The sequence below is a fragment of the Acinetobacter sp. Swhac1 genome (assembly GCF_013390985.1).
Classification (GTDB): domain Bacteria; phylum Pseudomonadota; class Gammaproteobacteria; order Pseudomonadales; family Moraxellaceae; genus Acinetobacter; species Acinetobacter towneri.
Genome location: NZ_JACASN010000010.1, coordinates 97054 through 119284, shown reverse-complemented (window position 1 = coordinate 119284; position 22231 = coordinate 97054). Strand labels below are relative to the sequence as shown.

Sequence of the window (22231 nt, the reverse complement as noted above, 5' to 3'; positions counted from 1 at the left end):
TTTAGAATATCATATCCACTATAAAAACAATAAAAATTGCAAAAAAAAATCCCACGTCATACTGCGTGGGATTTTTAGAATCTTGGCTCTCCCACCTGGGCTCGAACCAGGGACCTGCGGATTAACAGTCCGTCGCTCTACCGACTGAGCTATGGGAGAATAGATTGGCTCTCCAACCTGGGCTCGAACCAGGGACCTGCGGATTAACAGTCCGTCGCTCTACCGACTGAGCTATTGGAGAATCTGTGGGGCATTTTAGGGATGAAAGTTTAAGTCGTCAACACGTTCATCATCAGAAATGTATTGTTTGCTTTATAAATATTCATTTCATCTGCAAAAATAAAAAAACTGCCCATAAAGAGCAGTTTTTCTACAGAAAAATAGAAATTATTTTTCTACACCAGCATCTTGACCTGCGTATTTCGCATTTGCGTAATCCCAGTTTACAAGGCTTTCTAAGAAAGTTTTGATGTAAACAGGACGTGCATTACGGAAGTCGATGTAGTAAGCGTGTTCCCAAACGTCAATCGTCAATACTGCAACTTTGCCGTGCGCCATTGGTGTGTCAGCATTTGAAGTTTTCATAATAGAAAGTTTGCCATTCACTTCGTCAGCTACTAACCAAGCCCAACCTGAACCGAATTGAGTTGTTGCAGCAGCAGCAAATTCTTCAGCAAATTTTTCGTAAGAACCGAAAGCTTCATCAATTTTAGCAGCCAAAGCACCAGTAGCTTTACCACCACCGTTTTTCGCCATACAGTTCCAGTAGAACGTGTGGTTCCAAACTTGCGCTGCGTTGTTGAATACACCAGCTTTAGCTGCATCGCCTGCAGTTGCTTTGATGATTTCGTCTAAAGTTTTACCTTCAAGCTCCGTACCCGCGATCAAGTTGTTCAGGTTCACAACATAAGTGTTGTGGTGTTTGTCGTGGTGGAATTCTAAAGTTTCTTTGCTGATGTGTGGAGCAAGATCTTCGTAACCGTATGGTAAAGCCGGTAAAGTAATGGTTGTCATGTTTTCAATTCCTTGCATTTTGCTGGGTTTTAACATTAAGTGGCTCTATTGTAATAGATTTCGAGATCAAATTGCGCATTAGGTATAAATAACCATACAGAATAAGACTCGAATGTATACATCTAAAGACTATGTTAAACACAGATGTCATTTGAGTGAAATCGTTGGGTGAAACGGTGTATTAAATTGGGTTATTTAATTCAAAATAACTATACTCAATATTAAACTGTTCTGAAATAGCTTTTGCGAGTCGTTGTACACCATAGCGCTCAGTCGCGTGATGTCCGCAGGCATAATAATGCACGCCTAGTTCTTTGGCTTCATAATAGGTGCGTTCACTGACTTCGCCCGAAATAAAGGCATCACAACCTTGTTCTGCCGCTTTGCCAATAAAATCTTGTGCTGCACCCGTGCAGAACCCTACTTTTTGAATCTGACTTTTTTCGGCAGGAAGATGAATGGTTTTAAAGCCTAAACGCGCTGTGAGATAGTCACGAAATTCGGTTGCGCTCATGGCTTGCTTTAAAAAACCAATATTACCAATAGGATGACGTTCACTCGGGTCTAGGGCTTGCAAATTTTCTAATGCCAAACATTCAGCAATGGCAGCATTATTGCCTAGACTTGGGTGTGAATCGAGCGGTAAGTGATAACCCACCAAAGAAATATCATGCTGGATTAAACTTTTGATGCGTTTACCGCGCATGCCTGTAATTGGGTAAGGTTCGCCTTTCCAAAAATAGCCATGATGTACTAACAGTAAGTCTGCATTTTGGGCAATAGCAGCATCAATAGCCTCTTGAGAGGCAGTCACTGCACATAAAATTTTTTGAACTTCAGACTTACCTTCAATTTGTAAACCGTTGGGCGCGTAATCTTTAAATTCATGTGTATTTAAAGTTTGATCACACCATTGAATAATTTCTTTTAGCTGCGCCATAACTTTCTCAAATTGCTCATATTTAGCCAATATCAAAACATATTTTGTATTGTAACTAAAGCAAGACAAAACTCTTGGGCTTTTTTATGTTTCTATTTGTGTTTCGTTTTACAATAGCTCATTCAATGACTTAATCATCAAAAAAAATTTACTTAGAGGTACAAAACGTGCGCCGGACCTTTACCTGGTTACCTTGGGTGTTACTCATTCTGGTTATTATTGGCTTTGTGACTTGGCAACAACTGCAAAAACCGAAAGCGCCTGTGGCTGCCGATGGGGTCAAAATGCCTGCCGAGAAAGTTGAACCATTAATTGATACAACACGGACAGGTGGGATGGTGTCGTATAGCGCTGCGGTTAAAGTGGCAGCGCCTGCGGTGGTAAATATTTTTACCACACAAAAAGTGAAACAAATGGATCATCCATTGTTAAATGACCCTGCATTTCGTGAATTTTTTGGCAATCAGTTACCCGATCAATTTAAGCAAGGCCCAAATGAAAACAGTTTGGGGTCTGGGGTCATTGTTCGTCCAGATGGTTATATTTTAACGAATAATCATGTGATCGCGCAGGCTGAACAAATTGTCGTGGCTTTGCACGATGGACGCCGTGCGGTTGCAAAAGTTGTTGGAACTGACCCAGACACAGACTTAGCGGTCATTAAAATTGATCTAGAAAAACTGCCTGTATTGCCATTTAAACTGAGTGGCAATGAAGTGGGCGATGTCGTACTTGCGATTGGTAACCCATTTGGTGTGGGACAAACCGTGACTCAAGGGATTATTTCTGCGACAGGACGTTCTGACTTGGGTATTAATACCTATGAAGATTTCATTCAAACCGATGCAGCAATTAATCCAGGTAACTCAGGTGGTGCATTGATTGATGTGGCAGGGAATTTGATTGGGGTAAATACGGCAATTTTCTCGCAATCAGGTGGTTCATTGGGCATCGGCTTTGCAATTCCTGCACAAGTCTGTCAGCAGGTTTTAAACTCGATTTTAAAAGATGGACGTGTGGTTCGTGGTTGGTTAGGTATTAGTTTGTTGCCTGTGCAACAAGACAACATTTTAGAACCTGCACAAGGCGGTGTAGTGGTTGCTGATGTACTGCGCGGTGGCCCTGCAGCAGAAGCAGGTTTAAAACGTGGTGACAAAATTTTAAAAGTGAATGATGAAGCGATTACTTCAACCTCGCATTTAATTAATTATGTTGCTGCACAAGCACCGCATACGACGGTGACTGTTTCAGTTGAACGTGGTGAAGAAGCCTTAGATTTGGAAGTCGCAGTCGGTGAGCGCAAAGTTCAAAATACCGATAAGCAATTTATTCCATTGCCTGAATAATAGATTTAACAGTAACAATTTAGCCTTGCCCGTTTGCAGGGCTTTTTTGTTGGCTAAGTAAATGGAGATCGACTGGAAATAACCAAAGTGATACGGATAACGTGATTTGATTTATCTCTGGGTAGATACAAAGAGAAGGTGGGCTAAATAAACTGTATTGATGAATGATGATACTTTTTGATAGATCTAATCAATCGAGGGTTTGCTTTTGTGTGGCAAGTGTGGATGTATTCGGTGTTGATGTCTTAGAAGATTTAAACGTGCTGTTTAAACATGATGGGTCTCAACTTAGATAAAGAAAGGCATAAAAAACAGCAACCGAAGTCGCTGTTTTTCTAGATCCATTGAAATTATTGCTCTTGCTGAATACCTGCCACTAACCAGTCTTGATTAGAGCCTGCAGGTTTTACAAAGTGCCAAATTTCTGTAAATGGTTGCGGTAAGCTGTTCAGGTCTTCGCTGACTGTACCTGTAAAGCGTACACTTATGACATATTGACCATTTTCAGTTGCAGAATCGACCACCATGGCATTCAAGTTAGAAAACTCTGCTACATCTTGGTCTTGGTTTGCCATAATGTCCTGATACATCGACTGATATAAATCAGGAGTTAAATAACGCTGAATTTCTGCGATATTACTGGCTGTGTTCATAGACTGAATATGGTTAAAACGCTGACGCGCTACACGTAAAAAGGTTGCAGGCTCTGAACCATCAGGCAATTGATTGCCACTGTTGGTATAAGCTGCACCAAATGGCGCGTTATTATTGGCAGCTTGACTAAAAGGCGCTTGGGTAGAAGCGGCAGACCCCCCAACAGATTGACCAAAAATATTGGTATTGTCGTTACGTGGCGCTGCAGCAGGTGGTGTTTGCGCAAACGGTGCCTGATTGGCACCGCTATTTGGCGCATACGGATTAGGCGTTAGTTTTTTTTTTGCGCCCATCTTACGGAAAATGAAGAAGGCAACAGCAGCAGCGAGTAAAATCCAAATCCAGCTTGGAATACCGCCTTTTTCCTCTTGCGCTTCGGCAGCACTTGCAGCTTGATCATCGGCCAAGGCATTGGCAGCAACCGCACCAATTGCCGCACCTGCAACACCTGCAGCAACCATACCACCTACGCCTGGACCAGATTTTTGCTGTGCTGGTGCAGTTGTTGGTTGTTGTGCTGGCGTTGTTTGACGAGGTTGTTGGTAAGACTGAGTTGGAGCAGCCGAACGACTCATGCCATGGCTTTTACCGCCACCTGCACGTTTTGCTTCTGCTGCTAACGGAGCTACCAATAAAGTCGCTGTGAGCATTGCTGCGATCAAACCACGCTGTCGAACTTCCATCAAATTTTCCTATATTAAAATAAAGTTAAGCTGTGTATTTATGCAGGCATTTGCTGCGAATTTCAATATAAATATGATATTTTTTCTTGAAACTGAAAAAATATCATCCAAGGATTTAACCTAAGTTTTCACTTAAATTCATGGCTTCAGTTAAGGCTTCATGCAAACGCGCCACCGCAATAATTTGCACACCTGCAATGGCTTTTTGTGGGGCATTGCCACGCGGCACAATAATATATTTAAATCCGTGTTTAATAGCTTCTTTTAAGCGTTCCTGACCATTTGGTACTGGGCGGATTTCACCCGATAAACCGACCTCACCAAATACTGCCAATTGTTGTGGCAGGGCTTTGCCACGCAAGCTAGAAGCACAGGCAAGTAGTACAGCAAGGTCTGAACCTGTTTCGGTAATTTTTAAGCCGCCGACCACATTCACATACACATCTTGCCCTGAAGTTTGTACGCCGCCATGCCGATGCATCACCGCCAATAGCATATTCAGACGGTTTTGTTCCAGACCTAAAGCCACACGTCTAGGCTGACCATGTGCATCATCCACCAAAGCTTGTACTTCAACTAAAAGTGGTCGCGTTCCTTCGCGGCTAATCATGACAATAGAACCTGGAATTGCCTCATCATAACGGCTCAAAAATATCGCAGATGGATTGGCAACCTCGCGTAAGCCTTTATCGGTCATGCCAAAAACGCCCAGTTCATTCACTGCACCGAAACGGTTTTTGACTGCTCGAATCATACGGTAGCGTGAGTCTGACTGTCCTTCAAAATACAAGACGCAATCGACCATGTGTTCAAGGACGCGCGGCCCCGCTAAAGCCCCTTCTTTGGTCACATGACCGACAATAAACAGCGCAGTGCCACTATTTTTAGCAAAACGAGTCAGCAAGGCAGCTGATTCACGAATTTGTGAAACACCACCTGGAGCAGACTGCAACGTTTCGGTATATAAAGTTTGAATCGAGTCCAGAATGGCTACCGCAGGGCGTTCATGCGCCAAAACTTCACAAATCCGTTCGACACAGGTTTCTGCCATGACTTTCAGTTGATCGGTGGGTAAGTCTAAGCGTTGAGCGCGTAACGCCACTTGCGAAAGAGATTCCTCACCTGTGATATATAAAGCGGTGTTATTGGCAGCCGCCATGTGAGTCGCAGTTTGTAGCAAAATGGTCGATTTCCCGATACCAGGATCTCCACCAATCAGTACCACAGAGCCCGTAACCAAACCGCCACCCAAAACACGGTCAAATTCCCCAATGCCTGTTGTTAAACGGGTTTCGTGCGATACAGACACTTTATTAAGCGTGGTAATGGCGGCCGCTTGTCCTGCATAGCCACCGCCCATTTTAGGTTGGGCACGATGCGTCACCGCAGGGGCAATACTGACCTCATGAAGTGAGTTCCATTCCCCACATTCTGAACATTGACCTGCCCATTTAGGATGATCTGCACCACATTGTTCACAGCGATAGACACTTTTTACTTTTGCCATAACCCAGTCATTGCATCAATTAAAAACTGACTACAGCATACAGAGGAATGTTCGCGAAATGAATGTTATCTGGATTTTTCATGGAAAATCATACAACCACGTGGGTGATTGTATGATTTATGATTTGAACGGAATAATTCAATGAATTGGGCTTATTTAATACAACTCGCCAGATTTGCGCTTCGCAATAAAGTCTTTGGATTCTTTGGCAATCACACCAGACAGTAACAACAAGGCAATTAAGTTTGGTACAGCCATTAAACCATTAAAGGTATCGGCAAATAACCAGACTAAATCTAGGGTGGCGATGGTGCCAATGAACACTGAAGCAATATAAATTAAGCGGTAAATCAACACGTATTTTTCGCCGAATAAATAAGTACAGCATTTTTCACCATAATAGCTCCAACCGAGAATGGTGGAATAGGCGAAGAAGATGATCCCGAAAGTGACGACCCAACCACCAAAGCCTGGCAATAACTGGTCAAAAACCTGTGTGGTGAGTACAGCACCTGTTGCACCACCAAAGCTATTACCTGCCATAATGAAGCCCATTACCAAAACAATCCCCGTGATGCTACAGACAATAATGGTATCAATGAAGGTACCTGTCATAGACACTAAACCTTGACGCGCAGGGTGGTCGGTTTTTGCAGCCGCAGCAGCAATTGGGGCAGAACCCATCCCTGCTTCGTTGGAGAATACGCCACGTGCAACCCCGTAACGAATTACTGCACCAATTGCACCGCCCGCAACTGCTTCACCAGTAAAGGCATCACGGAAAATTAGCTCAAATGCAGGCACGACAAGGTGTAAATTATTCAGGATAATAATTAAACCGCCTGTAACATACAGAATGGCCATAATCGGAACAATCACCGAAGATGCTTTGGAAATCGAGCTAATTCCGCCCAAAATCACCAATGCAGAAAATACGGTAATTACCACGCCAGTAATCCAAGTTTCTACACCTAAGCTATTTTCAACTGCTAAAGCTACGGTGTTGGATTGTACTGAACTACCAATTCCAAACGAGGCGACTGTGCCAAAAAAGGCAAAGATAATCGCGAGCCATTTCCATTTTAGTCCGCGTTCAATGTAGTACATTGGGCCGCCTGACATTTGCCCTTTTTCGTTTTTAATACGGTATTTAACCGCCAAAACACCTTCACCATATTTGGTCGCCATACCAAACAGGGCAGTCATCCACATCCAAAACACTGCACCCGGGCCACCGAGGACGCAAGCCGTTGCAACACCTGCAATATTTCCCGTACCAATGGTGGCAGAGAGTGCAGTCATCAGTGATGCGAAATGTGAAATATCGCCCGGTTCTTTTTGCGCTTTGTCGTGTTTGCAAAAGACTTGTTTAAAAGCCAGTGGCAGCATGCGGAATTGCCAGAACAATAAGCGGAAGGTGAGGAAGACGCCCGTTCCCACAATGAGAACCAGCATGTATGGACCCCAGACCCAACCGCTTAGGGTTTCCATCATCGATTGTAAATTTTGCATAAATTTCTTCTTATAAACGCAGTGTATAAATGCTTAGTTTGTGACTGTAGTTGAACAGTTGTAAAAATTAAGCAAGTGATATGCCAGTCTTTAAAACTTCCTGTTAAAAGAACTTGGTTTTAAGCACGTTATATTTTTTGCATAGTTTTTAGATTTTGACAATTGATGCCTTGAAATAAAATTGACTTTATCTGTGTCAGAAGTCGCAATTTTTCAGACCTGATAAGGTCAATCTATGCCAGCAGAATAGTAAGTAAGCTAGAATTTTTACTAAGCTCAATATAATCTCTCTGCATTAGCACTTTGGTCGCGGCAGTGATCGCGTTATACTTCATCGAAAATATTTTATAGGTGGTCAGATGCGTACCGTCATTTGCTGCATGAGTGTTTTGCTTACAACAGTGGTTTTGGTCGGTTGTGGTCAGTCAGGTACATTACAGTTACCCAATGACCCAAATTACGACAAACGCGCAAAATATTTGTTATATCCAGATGCTGCGCCTAAACGTGCAACGCAATCGGCAACATCGTCAGACACAGCCGTACCTGTGCAACAGCAGTTTGCTGCACCTGCTGCATCTACATCGACTACACCTTAACGCTTTCTAGATAAAGGATACATTCATGAGTTTTACCCGCATTCAAGGGGTTTTGCACGCCGAGCAATGTTCGCTACAACAACTCGCACAGCAATTTGGCACACCACTCTATGTTTATTCAAAAGCGACTTTTGAAAAGCATTATTTAGATATGGATCGTGCTTTCCACTTTATCGATCATCAAATTTGTTTTGCGGTAAAGTCAAACTCGAATCTTGCGGTATTGAATGTATTGGCTAAGTTGGGTGCAGGTTTTGATATTGTGACAGGCGGTGAATTGGCGCGTGTTCTCAAAGCAGGTGGTGATGCATCGAAAATTGTTTTTTCAGGTTTAGGTAAAACTGAAGCCGATATTCAAAAAGCGTTGGAAGTTGGGATTGCCTGCTTTAACGTAGAATCGCATGCAGAATTAGACCGTATTCAAAAAGTTGCGGCAAGCATGAATGTCAAAGCACCAATTTCATTACGGGTTAACCCAGATGTCGATGCCAAAACCCATCCTTATATTTCTACAGGCTTAAAAGAAAACAAGTTCGGGATTCCGTCTGATTCGGTATATAGCACTTATGAATATGCGGCTTCTTTAGCAAACTTAGATATCGTTGGAATTGACTGTCACATCGGTTCACAATTGACCGAAACACAACCGTTTGTCGATGCTTTAGATCGCGTGATTGTGATGATTGATACCTTAAAAGAAATGGGTATTCAGCTAAAACACATTGATATTGGCGGTGGTTTAGGGGTGACTTATAAAGATGAAACTCCACCAACGGTTGAAGAATATGCCAATGCTTTACGTCCCGCTTTAGAAAAGTTAGGTCTTAAAGTGTATATGGAACCGGGTCGTAGTATCTCTGCCAATGCGGGCGTGCTGCTAACAAAAGTTGATTTACTCAAACCGACCAATCATCGTAACTTTGCGATTATTGACGCTGCCATGAATGACTTAATCCGTCCTGCGTTATATGAAGCATGGATGGACATTCAGCCCGTAACCCCACGTACTGATGTTGAAACGCTAGAGTGGGATGTGGTTGGTGCAATTTGTGAAACAGGTGATTTCTTGGGTAAAGAACGTCAGCTTGCGATCAAAGAAAATGATGTTTTAGCTGTAATGGGTGCGGGCGCATACGGTTTTGTGATGAGTTCTAACTACAACAGCCGTGGTCGTGCAGCTGAAGTCATGGTCGATGCAGATCAAGCACATTTAATTCGTGAACGTGAAAGCATTGAATCGCTGTGGGAAAGAGAGCGTTTATTGCCATAAGGGGAATTCGAGATGTTATTAGAATTTACCAAAATGCATGGTCTGGGCAATGACTTCATGGTGGTTGATCTCATCAGCCAGCGTGCGTATTTGGATGCGCTGACTATTCAACGCCTTGCAGACCGCCACTTCGGGATTGGCTTTGACCAACTCCTGATTGTGGAACCGCCCGATTTACCAAATGTCGATTTTAAATATCGCATTTTCAATGCCGATGGTTCTGAAGTGGAGCAGTGCGGCAATGGTGTGCGTTGTTTTGCACGTTTTGTGCATGAACGTCAGCTTACGACCAAAACCAAAATCAAGGTGCAAACCAAGGCAGGCATTGTAGAGCCTGAATTGGGGCAAAACGGTTGGGTGCGGGTGAATATGGGCTATCCAAAATTCTTGCCGCATGAGATTCCATTCATTGCCGATGAGCCTGATAACTTATATGACATTGCGCTGAAAGATGGTGCTGCATTGACCATTGATGTGGTGAACATAGGCAATCCTCATGCTGTGACCATTGTGCCTGATGTATTGACTGCCGATGTTGCAGGTATTGGCCCACAAGTGGAATCACACGAGCGTTTTCCACAGCGCGTCAATGCAGGTTTTATGCAAATCATTGACGAAAAACATGCGCGTTTGCGTGTGTTTGAACGTGGCGTAGGTGAAACCTTGGCTTGTGGTACAGGTGCATGTGCTGCAGCCGTTTCGGGTATGCGCCGTGGCTTATTGTCTAATTCAGTTGAAATTGAACTGGCAGGTGGTAAGTTGCAAATCGAATGGCGTGAAGGCGATGTGGTGTGGATGACAGGGCCAACTGCTAATGTCTATCACGGTCGTTTGGATTTAAATTATTTTCAGGGCTGATGTTTCGTTCTAACATGAACAGCTCTTATCTTACTTAAAAGCACTTTTCAAAACGAATGGTGCTTTTTTGTATCTTGCAGCACGGATCAGGTATGCTGTACTGAATGTCACTCTAAAAACTTCTACTCATTATGCCGCAACTGATTTTTTTACCTGGCGCTTCAGGCAATACCGCATTTTTTCATCCGCTAATCGAAAAAATTGAAAAATTGCCGTGGCAGAATGCTGTAAAAATTGTGGCTTATCCTGAATTTAATCATCAACCTGCACATTCACAGGTACATGATTTTGCAAGTTTGCAGGCTTATGTGTTGGCGAATATCCCAGATGATTGCATTATCATTGCACAGTCGATGGGTGGTATTTTTGCAGTTGCTGCCGCGTTGCAATATCCAGAAAAAGTCAAAGGATTAGTATTGGTTGCAACATCTGGTGGCATGGATTTAAGCAGTTTTCAGGTGCAAGATTGGCGACAAGACTATCAAGCAAGTGATTTAAATTATCCTGACTGGTTTGTAGAGGCAAAGGCCGATTACACGGTAGACTTTGCTAAAATCAACATGCCTATTTTGTTGTTATGGGGTGATCAAGACCCGATAAGTCCACTGGCGGTAGGTGAGTTTTTACAACAACAATTTCCACAAGCCGTATTAAAAATTGTGCATGATGGTGATCATTTGTTTTTAGAAACACATGCAGATCAGGCGGCTGAACACATTGCTGCTTATTTATCTCAGTTTGCCGCAGTTCAGCAATCGGAGCGTGACTAATGTACGATCCGCAGCAACTATTAAAGATGTGGCTCAAAGAACGAGAAATACAACAGCAGTCACCGCATACGTTAAAAGCCTACGCACGCGATTTAAACGATTTTTTTAGCTTTTGTGAGCAACAACAACTTGCCTTATATGATGTAGAGGCTGCAGATTTGCGCCATTATTTAGCGCAAAAAGTAGAACAGCAACAATTAAATAGCAGCAGTTTACAGCGCATGTTGTCAGCGATTCGTCAATTTATGAAATGGGCTGAGCAAGGGCAGTATTTACAATTTAGTCCAATTGATAATTTTCAGCTAAAACGTCAGCCACGACCTTTGCCGGGTTTGATTGATATTGAAACGATTCATCAAATTTTGGATCAGCCTGAACCTGAAACTGAAGTACAACAACAAATGTGGCGACGCGATAAAGCGATTTTAGAATTGCTCTATTCGAGTGGTTTGCGCCTAGCAGAGGTACAAAGTTTACGTATCCGCGATTTAGATTTTAACCGTCAATTGCTGCGCATTACGGGTAAAGGCAATAAAACCCGTATAGTGCCTTTTGGTCGCAAAGCCAAAGATGCGGTGATGCAATGGCTGCAGATTTACCCTTTATGGCAGGGCGATTTTGTACCCGATGCAGCATTGTTTATTACTCAAAAAGGTGAACCTTTAAAAGCACGCCAAATTGAAAATCGGGTGAAGTTTCAGGCGCAGCGTGCGGGCGTTAATGTCGATTTGCATCCGCACTTATTGCGACATTGTTTTGCAAGTCACATGCTGTCGAATAGTGGGGATATACGTGCAGTCCAAGAAATGCTTGGGCATAGCAATTTAAGCACCACGCAAATTTATACCCATGTCGATTTTGATCAGTTAGCGCGAGTTTATGATCAGGCACATCCACGTGCGAGTAAAAAGTAAAGCTTTACCTAAAGTCGGCATTATTTTTGCAAGTTAAAATATAGCTATTTCATACTGCAAATATTTTTCTCACAGTCAATTGTAAAGCCTTTGTGCTGTACTTAATACTTTAAGTAAAAGCGCTTTCACCAAGATGTCATTGCAACTATTGTAGAATAATAAAAAAGTGCGTTATGCAGTATAAAGAAGCAGAAAGAGTGGGTCACACGAATAATAGACATGGATGACATTATTTTTTGTTCCACTGCATAACACTTTGGATATCAAATGATAGGCAAAACCATGATTTCGAATCTTCAAGAAAAATATGAACAATTAAGCCCAAGCCAAAAAGAAATTTTTGCAGGTTATGGCTTGCGTCAAGTGAAACATTTTGTCGAAATAAGCTTGCCGATGATCGAGCAAGAACTACCTGCCGATTGTTTGGTGCAGGGTATTAATGCTGAAGGTAAAATGCAGGCGATTCATCCGCAAACGCAACAAAGCTATTTATGGATTTCAGATCAGCAGTGGCAAGCACGCCCAAATGCAAGCAGTAAAATAGATGTAAAAGAAGATTTTATTGCAGTTTGGGAAATTTTTAATTTACAGGCCTATGAATTGATAGATTTAAGTCATATCCACCGTGACTTTTTAGAAACTCAGCAAGTTTAAGCTGAGTTTTTTATGTCCTTTATCTGGGAGGTGGCGTGGTGAAAGCGCATAAATATCCATCAAAATAAAACAGATTGTTTATTTCATACCCAATAAACTGCTGAATACAGTTTTGTGAACCAGCAGTCACATTTTAAAAGAGCATTTATATCTGAAAAAATACTGCAAAAAATAAAGTTTTCTATCTTTAATGACAGTCAGATTATGGGGTTTTATGTAAGGAACTTTGCTTAAATTGTAGGCGGAACTCAATTTGAATTGCATTTCAATCAATCTTGTTGATGAGGGAAATAAATAAAAAACATAATATAAATCAAAGCTTAAAATTGCTTATATAATCGTCGCTTGGTTTGTTAATTTTTAGAAATAAAAAAGTATGAACGCATCGTTCAGTTAATTTTCGGCATTTTTAGCCTTGTTTAGACAATTCTGACTTGACCGAAATGCCGATCACATAGCAAGATAGGACACCTAAAAAATTTAAAGCGAAGAGTTATTATTAACTTTTCTCAATATTTACTTTTGCTAAAACAGCCGAGGATTACATGAAGGCTCTTGTTGCTGTAAAACGTGTGGTAGATGCCAACGTTAAAGTTCGCGTTAAGCCGGATAATAGTGGAGTTGACCTAACTAACGTTAAGATGTCAATTAACCCATTCTGTGAAATCGCAGTGGAAGAAGCGGTTCGTTTAAAAGAAAAAGGAACTGTTTCAGAAATCGTAGTGGTATCCATTGGTCCTAAAGAAGCGCAGGAACAAATTCGTTCTGCAATGGCGCTTGGTGCAGACCGTGGTATTTTGGTTGAAACAGCCGATGAGATTGGTGCACTTGAAGTGGCTAAAATCTTAAAAGGTGTTGTTGAACAAGAACAACCACAACTTATTTTATTGGGTAAGCAAGCCATTGATGACGACTCTAACCAAGTTGGTCAAATGCTAGGCGCTTTACTTGGTGCAGGTCAGGGTACTTTTGCTTCAGAAGTAAAAGTAGATGGCGACAAAGTTCAGGTAACACGTGAAATTGACGGTGGTTTACAAACTGTTGAGCTTGCACTTCCTGCAATCATCACCACTGACTTACGTTTGAATGAGCCACGTTATGCGGCACTTCCAAACATCATGAAAGCACGTAAAAAACCGCTAGACACCAAATCTCCTGCAGATTATGGCGTTGCAACAGGTACTAAGCTGAAAACTGTAAAAGTTGAAGCACCTGCTGAGCGTAAAGCGGGCGTACAAGTGAAATCTGTAGATGAGCTTGTAGAAAAATTGAAAAACGAAGCGAAAGTGATCTAATACAGAAGGATAAAAATCATGAGTATTTTAGTTATCGCTGAGCACGACAATAAAGCACTAAATGGTGCAACATTAAACGTTGTTGCTGCAGCTCAAAAAATCGGTGGTGATATCACTGTATTGGTTGCGGGTTCTGGTGCACAAACAGTTGCAGACCAAGCAGCTAAAGTTGCAGGCGTAAGTAAAGTATTACTTGCTGACGATGCGGCTTATGCAAACCAATTGGCTGAAAACGTAGCAAAACTTGTTGCAGAATTAGGCAAAGGTTATAGCCATATCCTTGCTGCCTCTACAACAACAGGTAAGAACATTTTGCCGCGTGCGGCTGCACTTCTTGATGTTAGCATGATCACAGACATCGTCGCTGTAGATTCTGCAAAGACATTCAAACGTCCAATTTATGCAGGTAACGCGATTGCAACTGTAGAATCTTCAGAAGCGATTGTGGTAGGTACTGTACGTGGTACAGCATTTGACCCAGTGGCTGCAGAAGGTGGTTCGGCTGCGGTTGAAGCTGCGAGTGTGACAGGTGATGCTGGTATTTCTAAGTTCGTGTCTGAAGAAATTGTGAAATCAGAGCGTCCAGAATTAACTGCAGCACGTATTGTAGTTTCTGGTGGTCGTGGTGTAGGTTCTGGTGAGAACTATCACAAAGTACTTGATCCATTAGCAGACAAACTTGGTGCAGCACAAGGTGCTTCACGTGCAGCAGTAGATGCAGGCTTCGTACCAAACGACATGCAAGTAGGTCAAACAGGTAAAATCGTTGCACCTGATTTGTATATCGCTGTAGGTATCTCTGGTGCGATTCAGCACTTGGCAGGTATGAAAGACTCTAAAGTGATCGTTGCGATCAACAAAGACGAAGAAGCACCAATTAATGCAGTAGCAGACTACTGGTTAGTGGGTGATTTGAACACTGTTGTTCCAGAGTTAGTATCTAAAATCTAATTACTGAACACAGTCAAAAACGCCTCTATGTGAATAGCATAGGGGCGTTTTTTATTGTCTTTTTTAATTTAGATGCAGTGATTGGTTTTAAGTACATTATGTGAACTTAGCGTATATGTGGGTACATATCGAGCAAGTATATGTTGAAGATATTTTGACGTGACTCTTAAAAATATGAAGCACTTTTGTTTCTTGGGTGTGAATATTTTTTTGCCTAAAAAATCACCGTTAAATTTAAGTAAATTAACAAGATTAAGATCATCTCTAAAGCACAAAAACACAGGCGTATATGCTATAATTTTTCGCTAGTTTTTATTTTTAGCCTGCATTTCAGGCTAATCATTTGCAAGTTTTACGACATATAAAATGCAAGCAAAATCTGTTTGCAGAATAAGGAGTATGCATGAGCGTATCGGAAATTAGACCGATTGCCATTGAGGATGAACTCAAGCACTCGTATTTAGACTATGCGATGAGCGTGATTGTGTCACGTGCGCTGCCAGATGTACGAGATGGTCTTAAACCTGTGCATCGTCGTGTGCTATTCGCAATGCACGAATTGGGCAATGACTACAACAAAGCTTACAAAAAGTCTGCCCGTGTAGTCGGTGACGTCATCGGTAAATATCACCCTCACGGTGATTTTGCAGTTTACGAAACAATTGTTCGTATGGCGCAAGATTTCAGTTTGCGTTATCAATTGGTCGATGGTCAGGGTAACTTCGGTTCGATTGATGGCGATAGTGCCGCAGCCATGCGTTATACCGAAGTCCGTATGCGCAAACTTACTCATGAACTGTTGGCCGATTTAGAAAAGGACACCGTCGATTGGGAAGATAACTACGACGGCTCTGAGCGTATTCCTCAAGTAATGCCAACTCGTATTCCAAACCTATTGGTCAATGGTGCTGCAGGTATTGCGGTGGGTATGGCGACCAATATGGCACCGCATAACATGACTGAAGTGGTGCATGCATGTTTGGCTTATGCAGACAACCCAAATATTTCAATTGAAGGGCTAATGGAACATATTACTGGTCCAGACTTCCCTACAGGTGGCATCATCTACGGTAAATCAGGCATTGTCGATGCTTACCGTACAGGTAAAGGCCGTTTGCATATTCGTGGTAAGTATCATTTTGAAGAAGATCAAAAGTCTGGTCGTACCACCATCGTCTTTACTGAAATCCCTTATCAGGTCAACAAAGCCAAAACCATTGAGCGTATTGCTGAACTGGTGAAAGAGAAGAAACTCGAAGGTATTTCAGAATTACGTGATGAGTCTGATAAAGAAGGGATGCGTATTGCAATTGATCTGAAGCGTGGTGAAAACGCTGAAGTGATTGTGAATAACCTGTTCTTAAATACGCAGTTAGAAAACTCATTCAGCATCAACATGGTCTGCCTAGACAATGGTCAGCCAAAATTGATGAACCTGAAAGATATTATTGCGGCATTTATTCGTCACCGCCAAGAAGTAGTGACCCGCCGTACCATGTTCGAGTTGCGTAAAGCACGTGAACGTGGGCACATTTTAGAAGGCTTAACCGTCGCGTTGGCCAATATTGATGCCATCATCGAAACCATTAAATCTTCTGCCAACCCAGCCGAAGCGCGTGAGCGTTTACAGGTAGGCGAATGGGCAGCAGGCGGTGTAGTCGCATTATTAGAAAAAGCTGGTTCAGTTTCTGTACGTCCAGACGAAATTGAAGGTGAAGATCCTAACCGCCCATTTGGTTTAGATGGTCAGGTTTATCGTTTATCGCCTGCGCAAGTGACCGCAATTTTAGAATTACGTTTGCATCGTTTAACTGGTCTAGAACAAGACAAATTACATGCAGAATATTCTGAAATTTTGGCACAAATTGCTGAATTAACTGCAATTTTGAATGACTTTAATTTGTTGATGGGCGTGATTCGTGAAGAGTTGGCGCAAGTTTTACAGCAATATGGCGATGCACGTCGTACTGAAATTGTAGAATCTCGCATTGATTTCTCGCGTGAAGATTTAATCCCAGAAGAACAAGTGGTACTGACAGTATCACAAACAGGTTATGCAAAAACTCAACCATTGTCAGATTACGCAGCGCAGCGTCGTGGTGGTCGTGGTAAATCTGCAACGTCGATGAAAGAAGATGATTATGTGCAGCATTTAATCGTGACATCTAACCATGCAACGGTGCTGTGCTTTACCGATGTGGGTAAAGTTTACCGTCTGAAAGTGTTTGAAGTGCCACAGGCATCGCGTGGTGCGAAAGGTCGTCCAATGGTGAACTTATTGCCATTAGATGCCAATGAAACCATCACCGCGATTTTACCTGTCATTGATGCACCGAAGAAATTTACCGAGCGTTTGGCAGACTTCCGTAGCTATGTAAAAGCCAATGCGGCACATCTACAAACCAACGCAATCATTGCTGCACATTATGCAGAATTAGAATCTGCCTTTGCTGAATTAGCAGATGGTGATGATTTATCTGATGCATTGCGTGTGCAATTGAAACAATTGGGTGTAGAGCTTTCTGCAACCGATTTAGACGATGAGATCATTGCAGAATTTGCATCACAAGCAGAAGCCTTGCGTAAAAACTTTTATGTCTTTATGGCAACGGCATCAGGTACAGTGAAACGTGTTGAATTGGAACAATTCAGTAACGTACGTTCGAATGGTTTACGTGCCATTGAATTGAATGAAGAAGACACTTTAATTGGTGTTGCAATTACCGATGGCGAACAGCAAATTATGTTGTTCTCCAATGAAGGTAAAGCGATTCGTTTTGCTGAAACCGATGTACGTTCAATGGGTCGTGCGGCCAAAGGCGTACGTGGTATGCGTGTCAGCTTCGGTTCAGCACAAGTTGAAGATGTCGAAGATGTAGAAGTCGATGGCGATGATGAAGACAGTTCAGATTCAGCACTCATCAGCCGTATCGTATCGCTAGTCGTAGTACCAGAAACAGGCGAAGTTTTGTGTGCTTCGGCGAATGGTTATGGTAAGCGTACACCTGTAGACGACTTCCCAACCAAAAAACGTGGTGGTAAAGGTGTGATTGCCATTAAGACCTCTGAACGTAATGGTGAATTGGTCGGTGCAGTTGCTATTGATGAAAGCAAAGAACTGATGCTGATTTCTGATGGCGGTACATTAGTGCGTACTCGCGCTTCTGAAGTGGCGCAAACAGGTCGTAATGCACAAGGTGTACGTTTAATCCGCTTGGGTGAAAACGAAACACTGGTGGGTGTAGAAGCGATTGAAGCTGTTGAAGAAGACGAGTTTGTTGAAGCGATTGAAGGTGCAGAATCTTTAGTGGCTGAAACGGATGCAGTTGCTGAAACTGAGCAAGTGGAAAAAGACGGTGAAAATTCAGTAGAAGAATAGGTTTTTTACTGATAAAAAGGGCGCTTCGGCGTCCTTTTTTATAAACGTTGACTGCATAAGGGTAAGCGATGAAAACCAAATTAATGTTGTTGGCAGCAGCGGTTGCATTGAGTGGCTGTAATTCAATGGACAATATTCCAGATCCGAGTCCTGAACAGGAAAAGGCGGCACAGCTAGCCTATGAGGATTTGCGTGATGGGAAGTATGACGAGTTTTTGGATCAGTTAGAGCCGCAGTTGCAAACCCAGTTTAAGGACAATGAAAAGCTGATGAAACGCTTTTCACGTTCAATTCCTCAAGGTGAATACAAGTCTAAGACTTTAATGACCAAAGAGATTGAAGAAGCAACCAATCAGCTTGGGCAATATAAGGTCAGCTATGAAATTGCCTATCCGGAAAATCTGGTTCAGTATGATGTTAGTTTTGACAAGCCGAATGGTAGCAACAAGATTCGTAATTTCAATATTCAAGTCTTTGGCGAATCGGGTAAATAAGTGGAATAGGAGCATTGCTATAATGCTCTATCTGCTTTGATGACCAGAAATTAAACGTCGATAAGCCAAAAAAAAGCACAAGCTACCGATCATTCCAAGATAGAGCAATTTAGGCAAGATCAGTGTTGTAGGCACACCCATCTGATTGAGTTGAATAAACATCTGCACAATTTGGGTAGAGGGCAGGATTTCGCCAACGACTTGCATCCAGGTGGGCATGGCAGCATGCGGCCAGGCCGCACCAGATAAAAAGAACAGTGGAATAGAAGTGAATACAATGACATGCCCCGCACGTTCCGGCAGATCCAGAAAACTAGCAAATAAGCAGGTCATGCCAATTATCGTGTAGATAAAAACCGCAACAGCCAGCAGCATCCCGAGCAGGTTGCCACCGCGCGGATAATCAAATAGCCAGAAGCTAAAGCCGAATAAATAGAAACATCCCAGACAACCAATGGTGAAGATCGCTAAACACATCCCAATCAATGCATTTGTGTTTAATTCTATTTTTCTTTCCCGATATACCAAAATCAGCATACTCAAACCCAAAAGAATGGTTTGGTGGATAATTAAAGGTGCAACCGCAGGAAAGACATAGCTGCCATAGCCGGACAGCGGATTAAATAAAGGAATTTGATGCACAGAAAGGGCAGGTGAAAAATCCGAGACCTTGCCAAAGCGTTCAGTATAATCTGCCAAAGTTTGCTCAACTGATGTGGCTAAGCCCAGACCAATTTGTTTGGTTACTAAAAAGTTGGCTGTACTTAAATACAGGCCAATGCCACCTGTTTCACCATGCCTTAAGCTTTGCGATAAATTGTCTGGCAGAAGTAAAATACCATCGGCTTTTTGTGATTCCACCCATTGTTTGGCCTCGGAAAAATTGCCGGTAATCGCCTCAATCTCCACATTGGGGCTTTGTGCCACTTGACCAATAATACGGGTGCTTAAGTTACTTTGTTCTTCATCGACAATAATAATCGGTAAGGCTTCAGCCTGCTGTGCCTGATAAGCGGTTGGATAAAAAAAGCTGTAAAACAAGACGGATAGAATAAGCGTGGTAAAGATCGTGCCGTGACTGACAATATCCTTAAAGCTTTGCAGATAGTAAAACCAGAGGGATTTCATTGGACTGCTCCTTTAACTATTTTTTTAAGAAACAGATAAGCCAGCAGAGCGTAAACTAGGGCATAGATCAGCAGCATGAATCCAGCTTGCAGTGAAATATGCAATGGACTACCAATCACCCATTGTTCAGTTTGTAATTTGGCATAGGGCGTAAACGGAATAATATTGGACCAGAGCTGGGTGAATAGGGGCGCATTATTTAAAGGTAAAGTCACACCGGCAAAACTTAAAGATGAACCACCATAGACCGCAATGATGCCAAAAGATTTACTTAAATCTTTGGTTGCCAGAACCACTGCACTGCTTAAAAATGCATAAGCGCTATATAGCAGAAATTGTGCCGATAGAATCAGAGCGAGCGAGCCGGCAACAAACCAGCCGCGAATTTCAATCAGCCAGAACATCCAGATCCAGGTCCATAGACTAAAAATAGCCACATAGATCAGGTTCTTAGACAGCAATGCCATCCAGATGGATGAGTTGCTAATCCAGCTTGTTAAGGTCTGCCGCTTCAGTTCCTGACCGACGGAAAATGCCACACAACAACACAGCAGTAAATGCAGAATTGCCGGAATGACATAGGGTTCCAGATAGAATTCATAATTCAGCTGCGGATTATACAGCGGAGATATTTTAATATGCGGTGACGGTGCTTCGAGAGAGGGGAGTCGGTTGCCCAGATATTGCTGTCCGCTAAATTCAGCGAGTGCTTGTAGGGTACTGACCAGCATGGCTGAGGAAATGGTATTTCCAATACTGAAATAACTCTGGTTAAAAGCAATACTGATGTCAGCATCCTGGGCACGAACCAGACGTTGCTCGGCACCGCTTGGAATATGGATATAACCCCAAATTTTATTTTGATTTAACAGGCGCTCAATTTCAGCTGTTTGTTCCGACACCGTAGCAATTTTAAGAGTATGATTCAGCGCCACATGTTGATAAATGCTTTGACTCAGCGCACTCTGGTCTTGATCAATAATCGCAATCGGTAAATGATCCGATTTCCCTTGAGCAAACATGCTGCTGAATAAAATAATCACCAGTGCAGGTGCCAGCGTGACCAGACACAGATCCCATTTTTCGCTGAGCAGATAGCGCAGTTCGCGCCATATACCCGTCCACATTATCGGGTCTCTTTCAGTTTAAATAACACGCTCATCCCGACTTTCAGTTCAGAAATCGCTGGTGTGGGTACAAGATGCAGCTTAAAACTGCGCACATCATAACCGCCGGTTTGACGTGTGGTCTTAATGGTGGCAAATTCACCTTCAGCACTGATCTGTCTAATTTGAAAAGTGGCGGTTTTATCTAGGGCGGGAATATAACCTTCAATACTGCTCATTTTCTGAAATGGGGCATATTGGTCTTCACGAATATTCAGGCTCACCCACATTTGATCTTCAATCAGGCTGACCACAGGGACTGCGGTGGCTACCAGCTCCGAGACTTTGCCATAGGTTTTAGACACCGTTCCGTTTACAGGTGCTACTAATTGGGTTTCTGCTTCTAAAGCATTGGCTTCATCCAGCGCAGCCTGGGCAATATCTACTTGTGCATCGGCAGAACTCTTTTGCTGCGAGGTGCTGCCACGTTTGGCACGTGCGTATTGCTGATACGCTGCTTCTGTCATTTGCGCCGCTGATTGACTGGCTGCATACAATTCATCACGGCGCTGGCGTGAAATCACACCTTCCTTCAATAAATTTGCACCACGCTCATAAGAAACTTTGGCTAAATTTTGCTGTGCTTTCAGCGATTGCCAGTTGGCATACAGACTGGCGATATTTTCTTCCTGCGAGCCACGTTCAGCAGTCGATTGTAAGGCCAGCGCAGATTGTAAAGCCGCTGCGGCTTGCTGTTTTTTGGCCTGAATTTCCGGGCTGTTTAAGCGCACCAGTACATCGCCTTTTTTGACCCGCTGACCTTCTTCTACATAGATTTCTTCAATACGGCTTGGCACTTTGGTCGCCACCTGAACTGTTTCAGCTTCTACACGACCCTGCAATTCAAGCGGAGCCGGTTGGTAGCTTTTCCACAATCCAAAAGCGATGACTGCCAGCAGAACTGGAATCAGGGCGAGCAATAAATATTTTTTCTTTTTAGCGATTTCAGGAGCTTGTTGTTGCTCGGTCGAAGTCGTCGCGTTGTTTTCTATTTCAGTTTTTGTTTCTACCTGTTGCGCAGGCGATTTTTCTGTATCGCTGGATGAAGCCACTTCATTCACAGGATCATTAGGTTTTTGATCTTCGTTCATGTTCGG

At 42.7% G+C, this 22231-nt stretch carries 19 protein-coding genes and 2 tRNA genes; 11 read left to right on the top strand and 10 right to left on the bottom strand.

Annotation, left to right across the window (positions count from 1 at the left end; genetic code table 11):
• Positions 1–83: 83 nt before the first annotated feature.
• From HX743_RS07345 to HX743_RS07330, 4 genes are all read right to left on the bottom strand, one after another.
• A tRNA-Asn gene (locus HX743_RS07345) sits at positions 84–159 on the bottom strand.
• A 6-nt stretch (positions 160–165) separates the two neighbouring features.
• Positions 166–241: transfer RNA gene (locus HX743_RS07340), tRNA-Asn, on the bottom strand.
• A gap of 146 nt (positions 242–387) precedes the next feature.
• A complete protein-coding gene (locus HX743_RS07335; RefSeq protein WP_026438302.1) occupies positions 388–1014 on the bottom strand; it encodes a superoxide dismutase in 627 nt (208 codons plus the stop codon).
• Between the two features lie 181 nt (positions 1015–1195).
• Positions 1196–1954 carry a Nif3-like dinuclear metal center hexameric protein gene (locus HX743_RS07330; protein ID WP_004971895.1) on the bottom strand — a complete coding sequence of 253 codons (759 nt, stop codon included), beginning with the start codon at positions 1952–1954 and terminating at the stop codon, positions 1196–1198.
• Positions 1955–2121: 167 nt separating this feature from the next.
• On the opposite strand from HX743_RS07330, the gene HX743_RS07325 reads away from it, so the two are divergent.
• Entirely contained in the window at positions 2122–3300 is a 1179-nt protein-coding gene (locus tag HX743_RS07325) for a trypsin-like peptidase domain-containing protein (protein ID WP_178318864.1), read from the top strand.
• Between the two features lie 350 nt (positions 3301–3650).
• Here the strand turns inward: HX743_RS07325 and HX743_RS07320 are convergent, their stop codons facing one another.
• The 3 genes from HX743_RS07320 to HX743_RS07310 form a co-directional block, all read right to left on the bottom strand.
• Entirely contained in the window at positions 3651–4637 is a 987-nt protein-coding gene (locus HX743_RS07320; RefSeq protein ID WP_178318863.1) for a Tim44 domain-containing protein, read from the bottom strand.
• A 115-nt stretch (positions 4638–4752) separates the two neighbouring features.
• Complete coding sequence (gene radA, locus HX743_RS07315) at positions 4753–6144, bottom strand: DNA repair protein RadA (protein ID WP_104853204.1); 1392 nt, start codon at positions 6142–6144, stop codon at positions 4753–4755.
• A gap of 156 nt (positions 6145–6300) precedes the next feature.
• Positions 6301–7656: a sodium:alanine symporter family protein gene (locus tag HX743_RS07310; protein ID WP_096900947.1), complete on the bottom strand. Its 1356-nt coding sequence runs from the start codon at positions 7654–7656 to the stop codon at positions 6301–6303.
• Positions 7657–8015: 359 nt separating this feature from the next.
• Between HX743_RS07310 and HX743_RS07305 the strand changes: the two genes are divergently transcribed.
• The 10 genes from HX743_RS07305 (at position 8016) to HX743_RS07260 (ending at position 18840) form a co-directional block, all read left to right on the top strand.
• A complete protein-coding gene (locus HX743_RS07305; protein WP_004971884.1) occupies positions 8016–8255 on the top strand; it encodes a lipoprotein in 240 nt (79 codons plus the stop codon).
• Positions 8256–8280: 25 nt separating this feature from the next.
• On the top strand, positions 8281–9525 hold the full coding sequence (gene lysA, locus HX743_RS07300; RefSeq protein WP_004971882.1) for a diaminopimelate decarboxylase: 1245 nt from the start codon (positions 8281–8283) through the stop codon (positions 9523–9525).
• A gap of 12 nt (positions 9526–9537) precedes the next feature.
• Positions 9538–10383, top strand: coding sequence for a diaminopimelate epimerase (gene dapF / locus HX743_RS07295; protein ID WP_004971880.1), 846 nt, complete (start codon positions 9538–9540; stop codon positions 10381–10383).
• Between the two features lie 131 nt (positions 10384–10514).
• The gene (locus HX743_RS07290) at positions 10515–11153 is read left to right on the top strand and encodes an alpha/beta fold hydrolase (protein WP_096900946.1); all 639 of its coding nucleotides are present in this window, start codon (positions 10515–10517) and stop codon (positions 11151–11153) included.
• The gene (gene xerA, locus HX743_RS07285) at positions 11153–12067 is read left to right on the top strand and encodes a site-specific tyrosine recombinase/integron integrase (protein ID WP_178318862.1); all 915 of its coding nucleotides are present in this window, start codon (positions 11153–11155) and stop codon (positions 12065–12067) included. The genes HX743_RS07290 and xerA overlap by 1 nt, the downstream gene beginning before the upstream one ends.
• A 282-nt stretch (positions 12068–12349) precedes the next feature.
• Complete coding sequence (locus HX743_RS07280; protein ID WP_096901040.1) at positions 12350–12721, top strand: hypothetical protein; 372 nt, start codon at positions 12350–12352, stop codon at positions 12719–12721.
• A 545-nt stretch (positions 12722–13266) separates the two neighbouring features.
• Positions 13267–14016, top strand: a complete 750-nt coding sequence (locus HX743_RS07275) for an electron transfer flavoprotein subunit beta/FixA family protein (RefSeq protein ID WP_096901145.1) — start codon at positions 13267–13269, stop codon at positions 14014–14016.
• A gap of 18 nt (positions 14017–14034) precedes the next feature.
• The gene (locus HX743_RS07270) at positions 14035–14967 is read left to right on the top strand and encodes an electron transfer flavoprotein subunit alpha/FixB family protein (RefSeq protein WP_104853206.1); all 933 of its coding nucleotides are present in this window, start codon (positions 14035–14037) and stop codon (positions 14965–14967) included.
• A 403-nt stretch (positions 14968–15370) separates the two neighbouring features.
• On the top strand, positions 15371–18346 hold the full coding sequence (gyrA, locus tag HX743_RS07265; protein WP_178318861.1) for a DNA gyrase subunit A: 2976 nt from the start codon (positions 15371–15373) through the stop codon (positions 18344–18346).
• A gap of 68 nt (positions 18347–18414) precedes the next feature.
• Positions 18415–18840, top strand: a complete 426-nt coding sequence (locus HX743_RS07260; protein ID WP_096901142.1) for a DUF3887 domain-containing protein — start codon at positions 18415–18417, stop codon at positions 18838–18840.
• 27 nt (positions 18841–18867) lie between these two features.
• Here the strand turns inward: HX743_RS07260 and HX743_RS07255 are convergent, their stop codons facing one another.
• From HX743_RS07255 to HX743_RS07245, 3 genes are read right to left on the bottom strand one after another with little or no spacing between them, the layout of a single operon-like run.
• Entirely contained in the window at positions 18868–19968 is a 1101-nt protein-coding gene (locus tag HX743_RS07255; RefSeq protein WP_178318860.1) for an ABC transporter permease, read from the bottom strand.
• Positions 19965–21095 carry an ABC transporter permease gene (locus HX743_RS07250; protein WP_131261184.1) on the bottom strand — a complete coding sequence of 377 codons (1131 nt, stop codon included), beginning with the start codon at positions 21093–21095 and terminating at the stop codon, positions 19965–19967. The genes HX743_RS07255 and HX743_RS07250 overlap by 4 nt, the downstream gene beginning before the upstream one ends.
• Positions 21095–22225, bottom strand: coding sequence for an HlyD family secretion protein (locus HX743_RS07245; protein ID WP_005252470.1), 1131 nt, complete (start codon positions 22223–22225; stop codon positions 21095–21097). Before HX743_RS07245 ends, HX743_RS07250 begins: the two co-directional genes overlap by 1 nt.
• Positions 22226–22231: the final 6 nt, after the last annotated feature.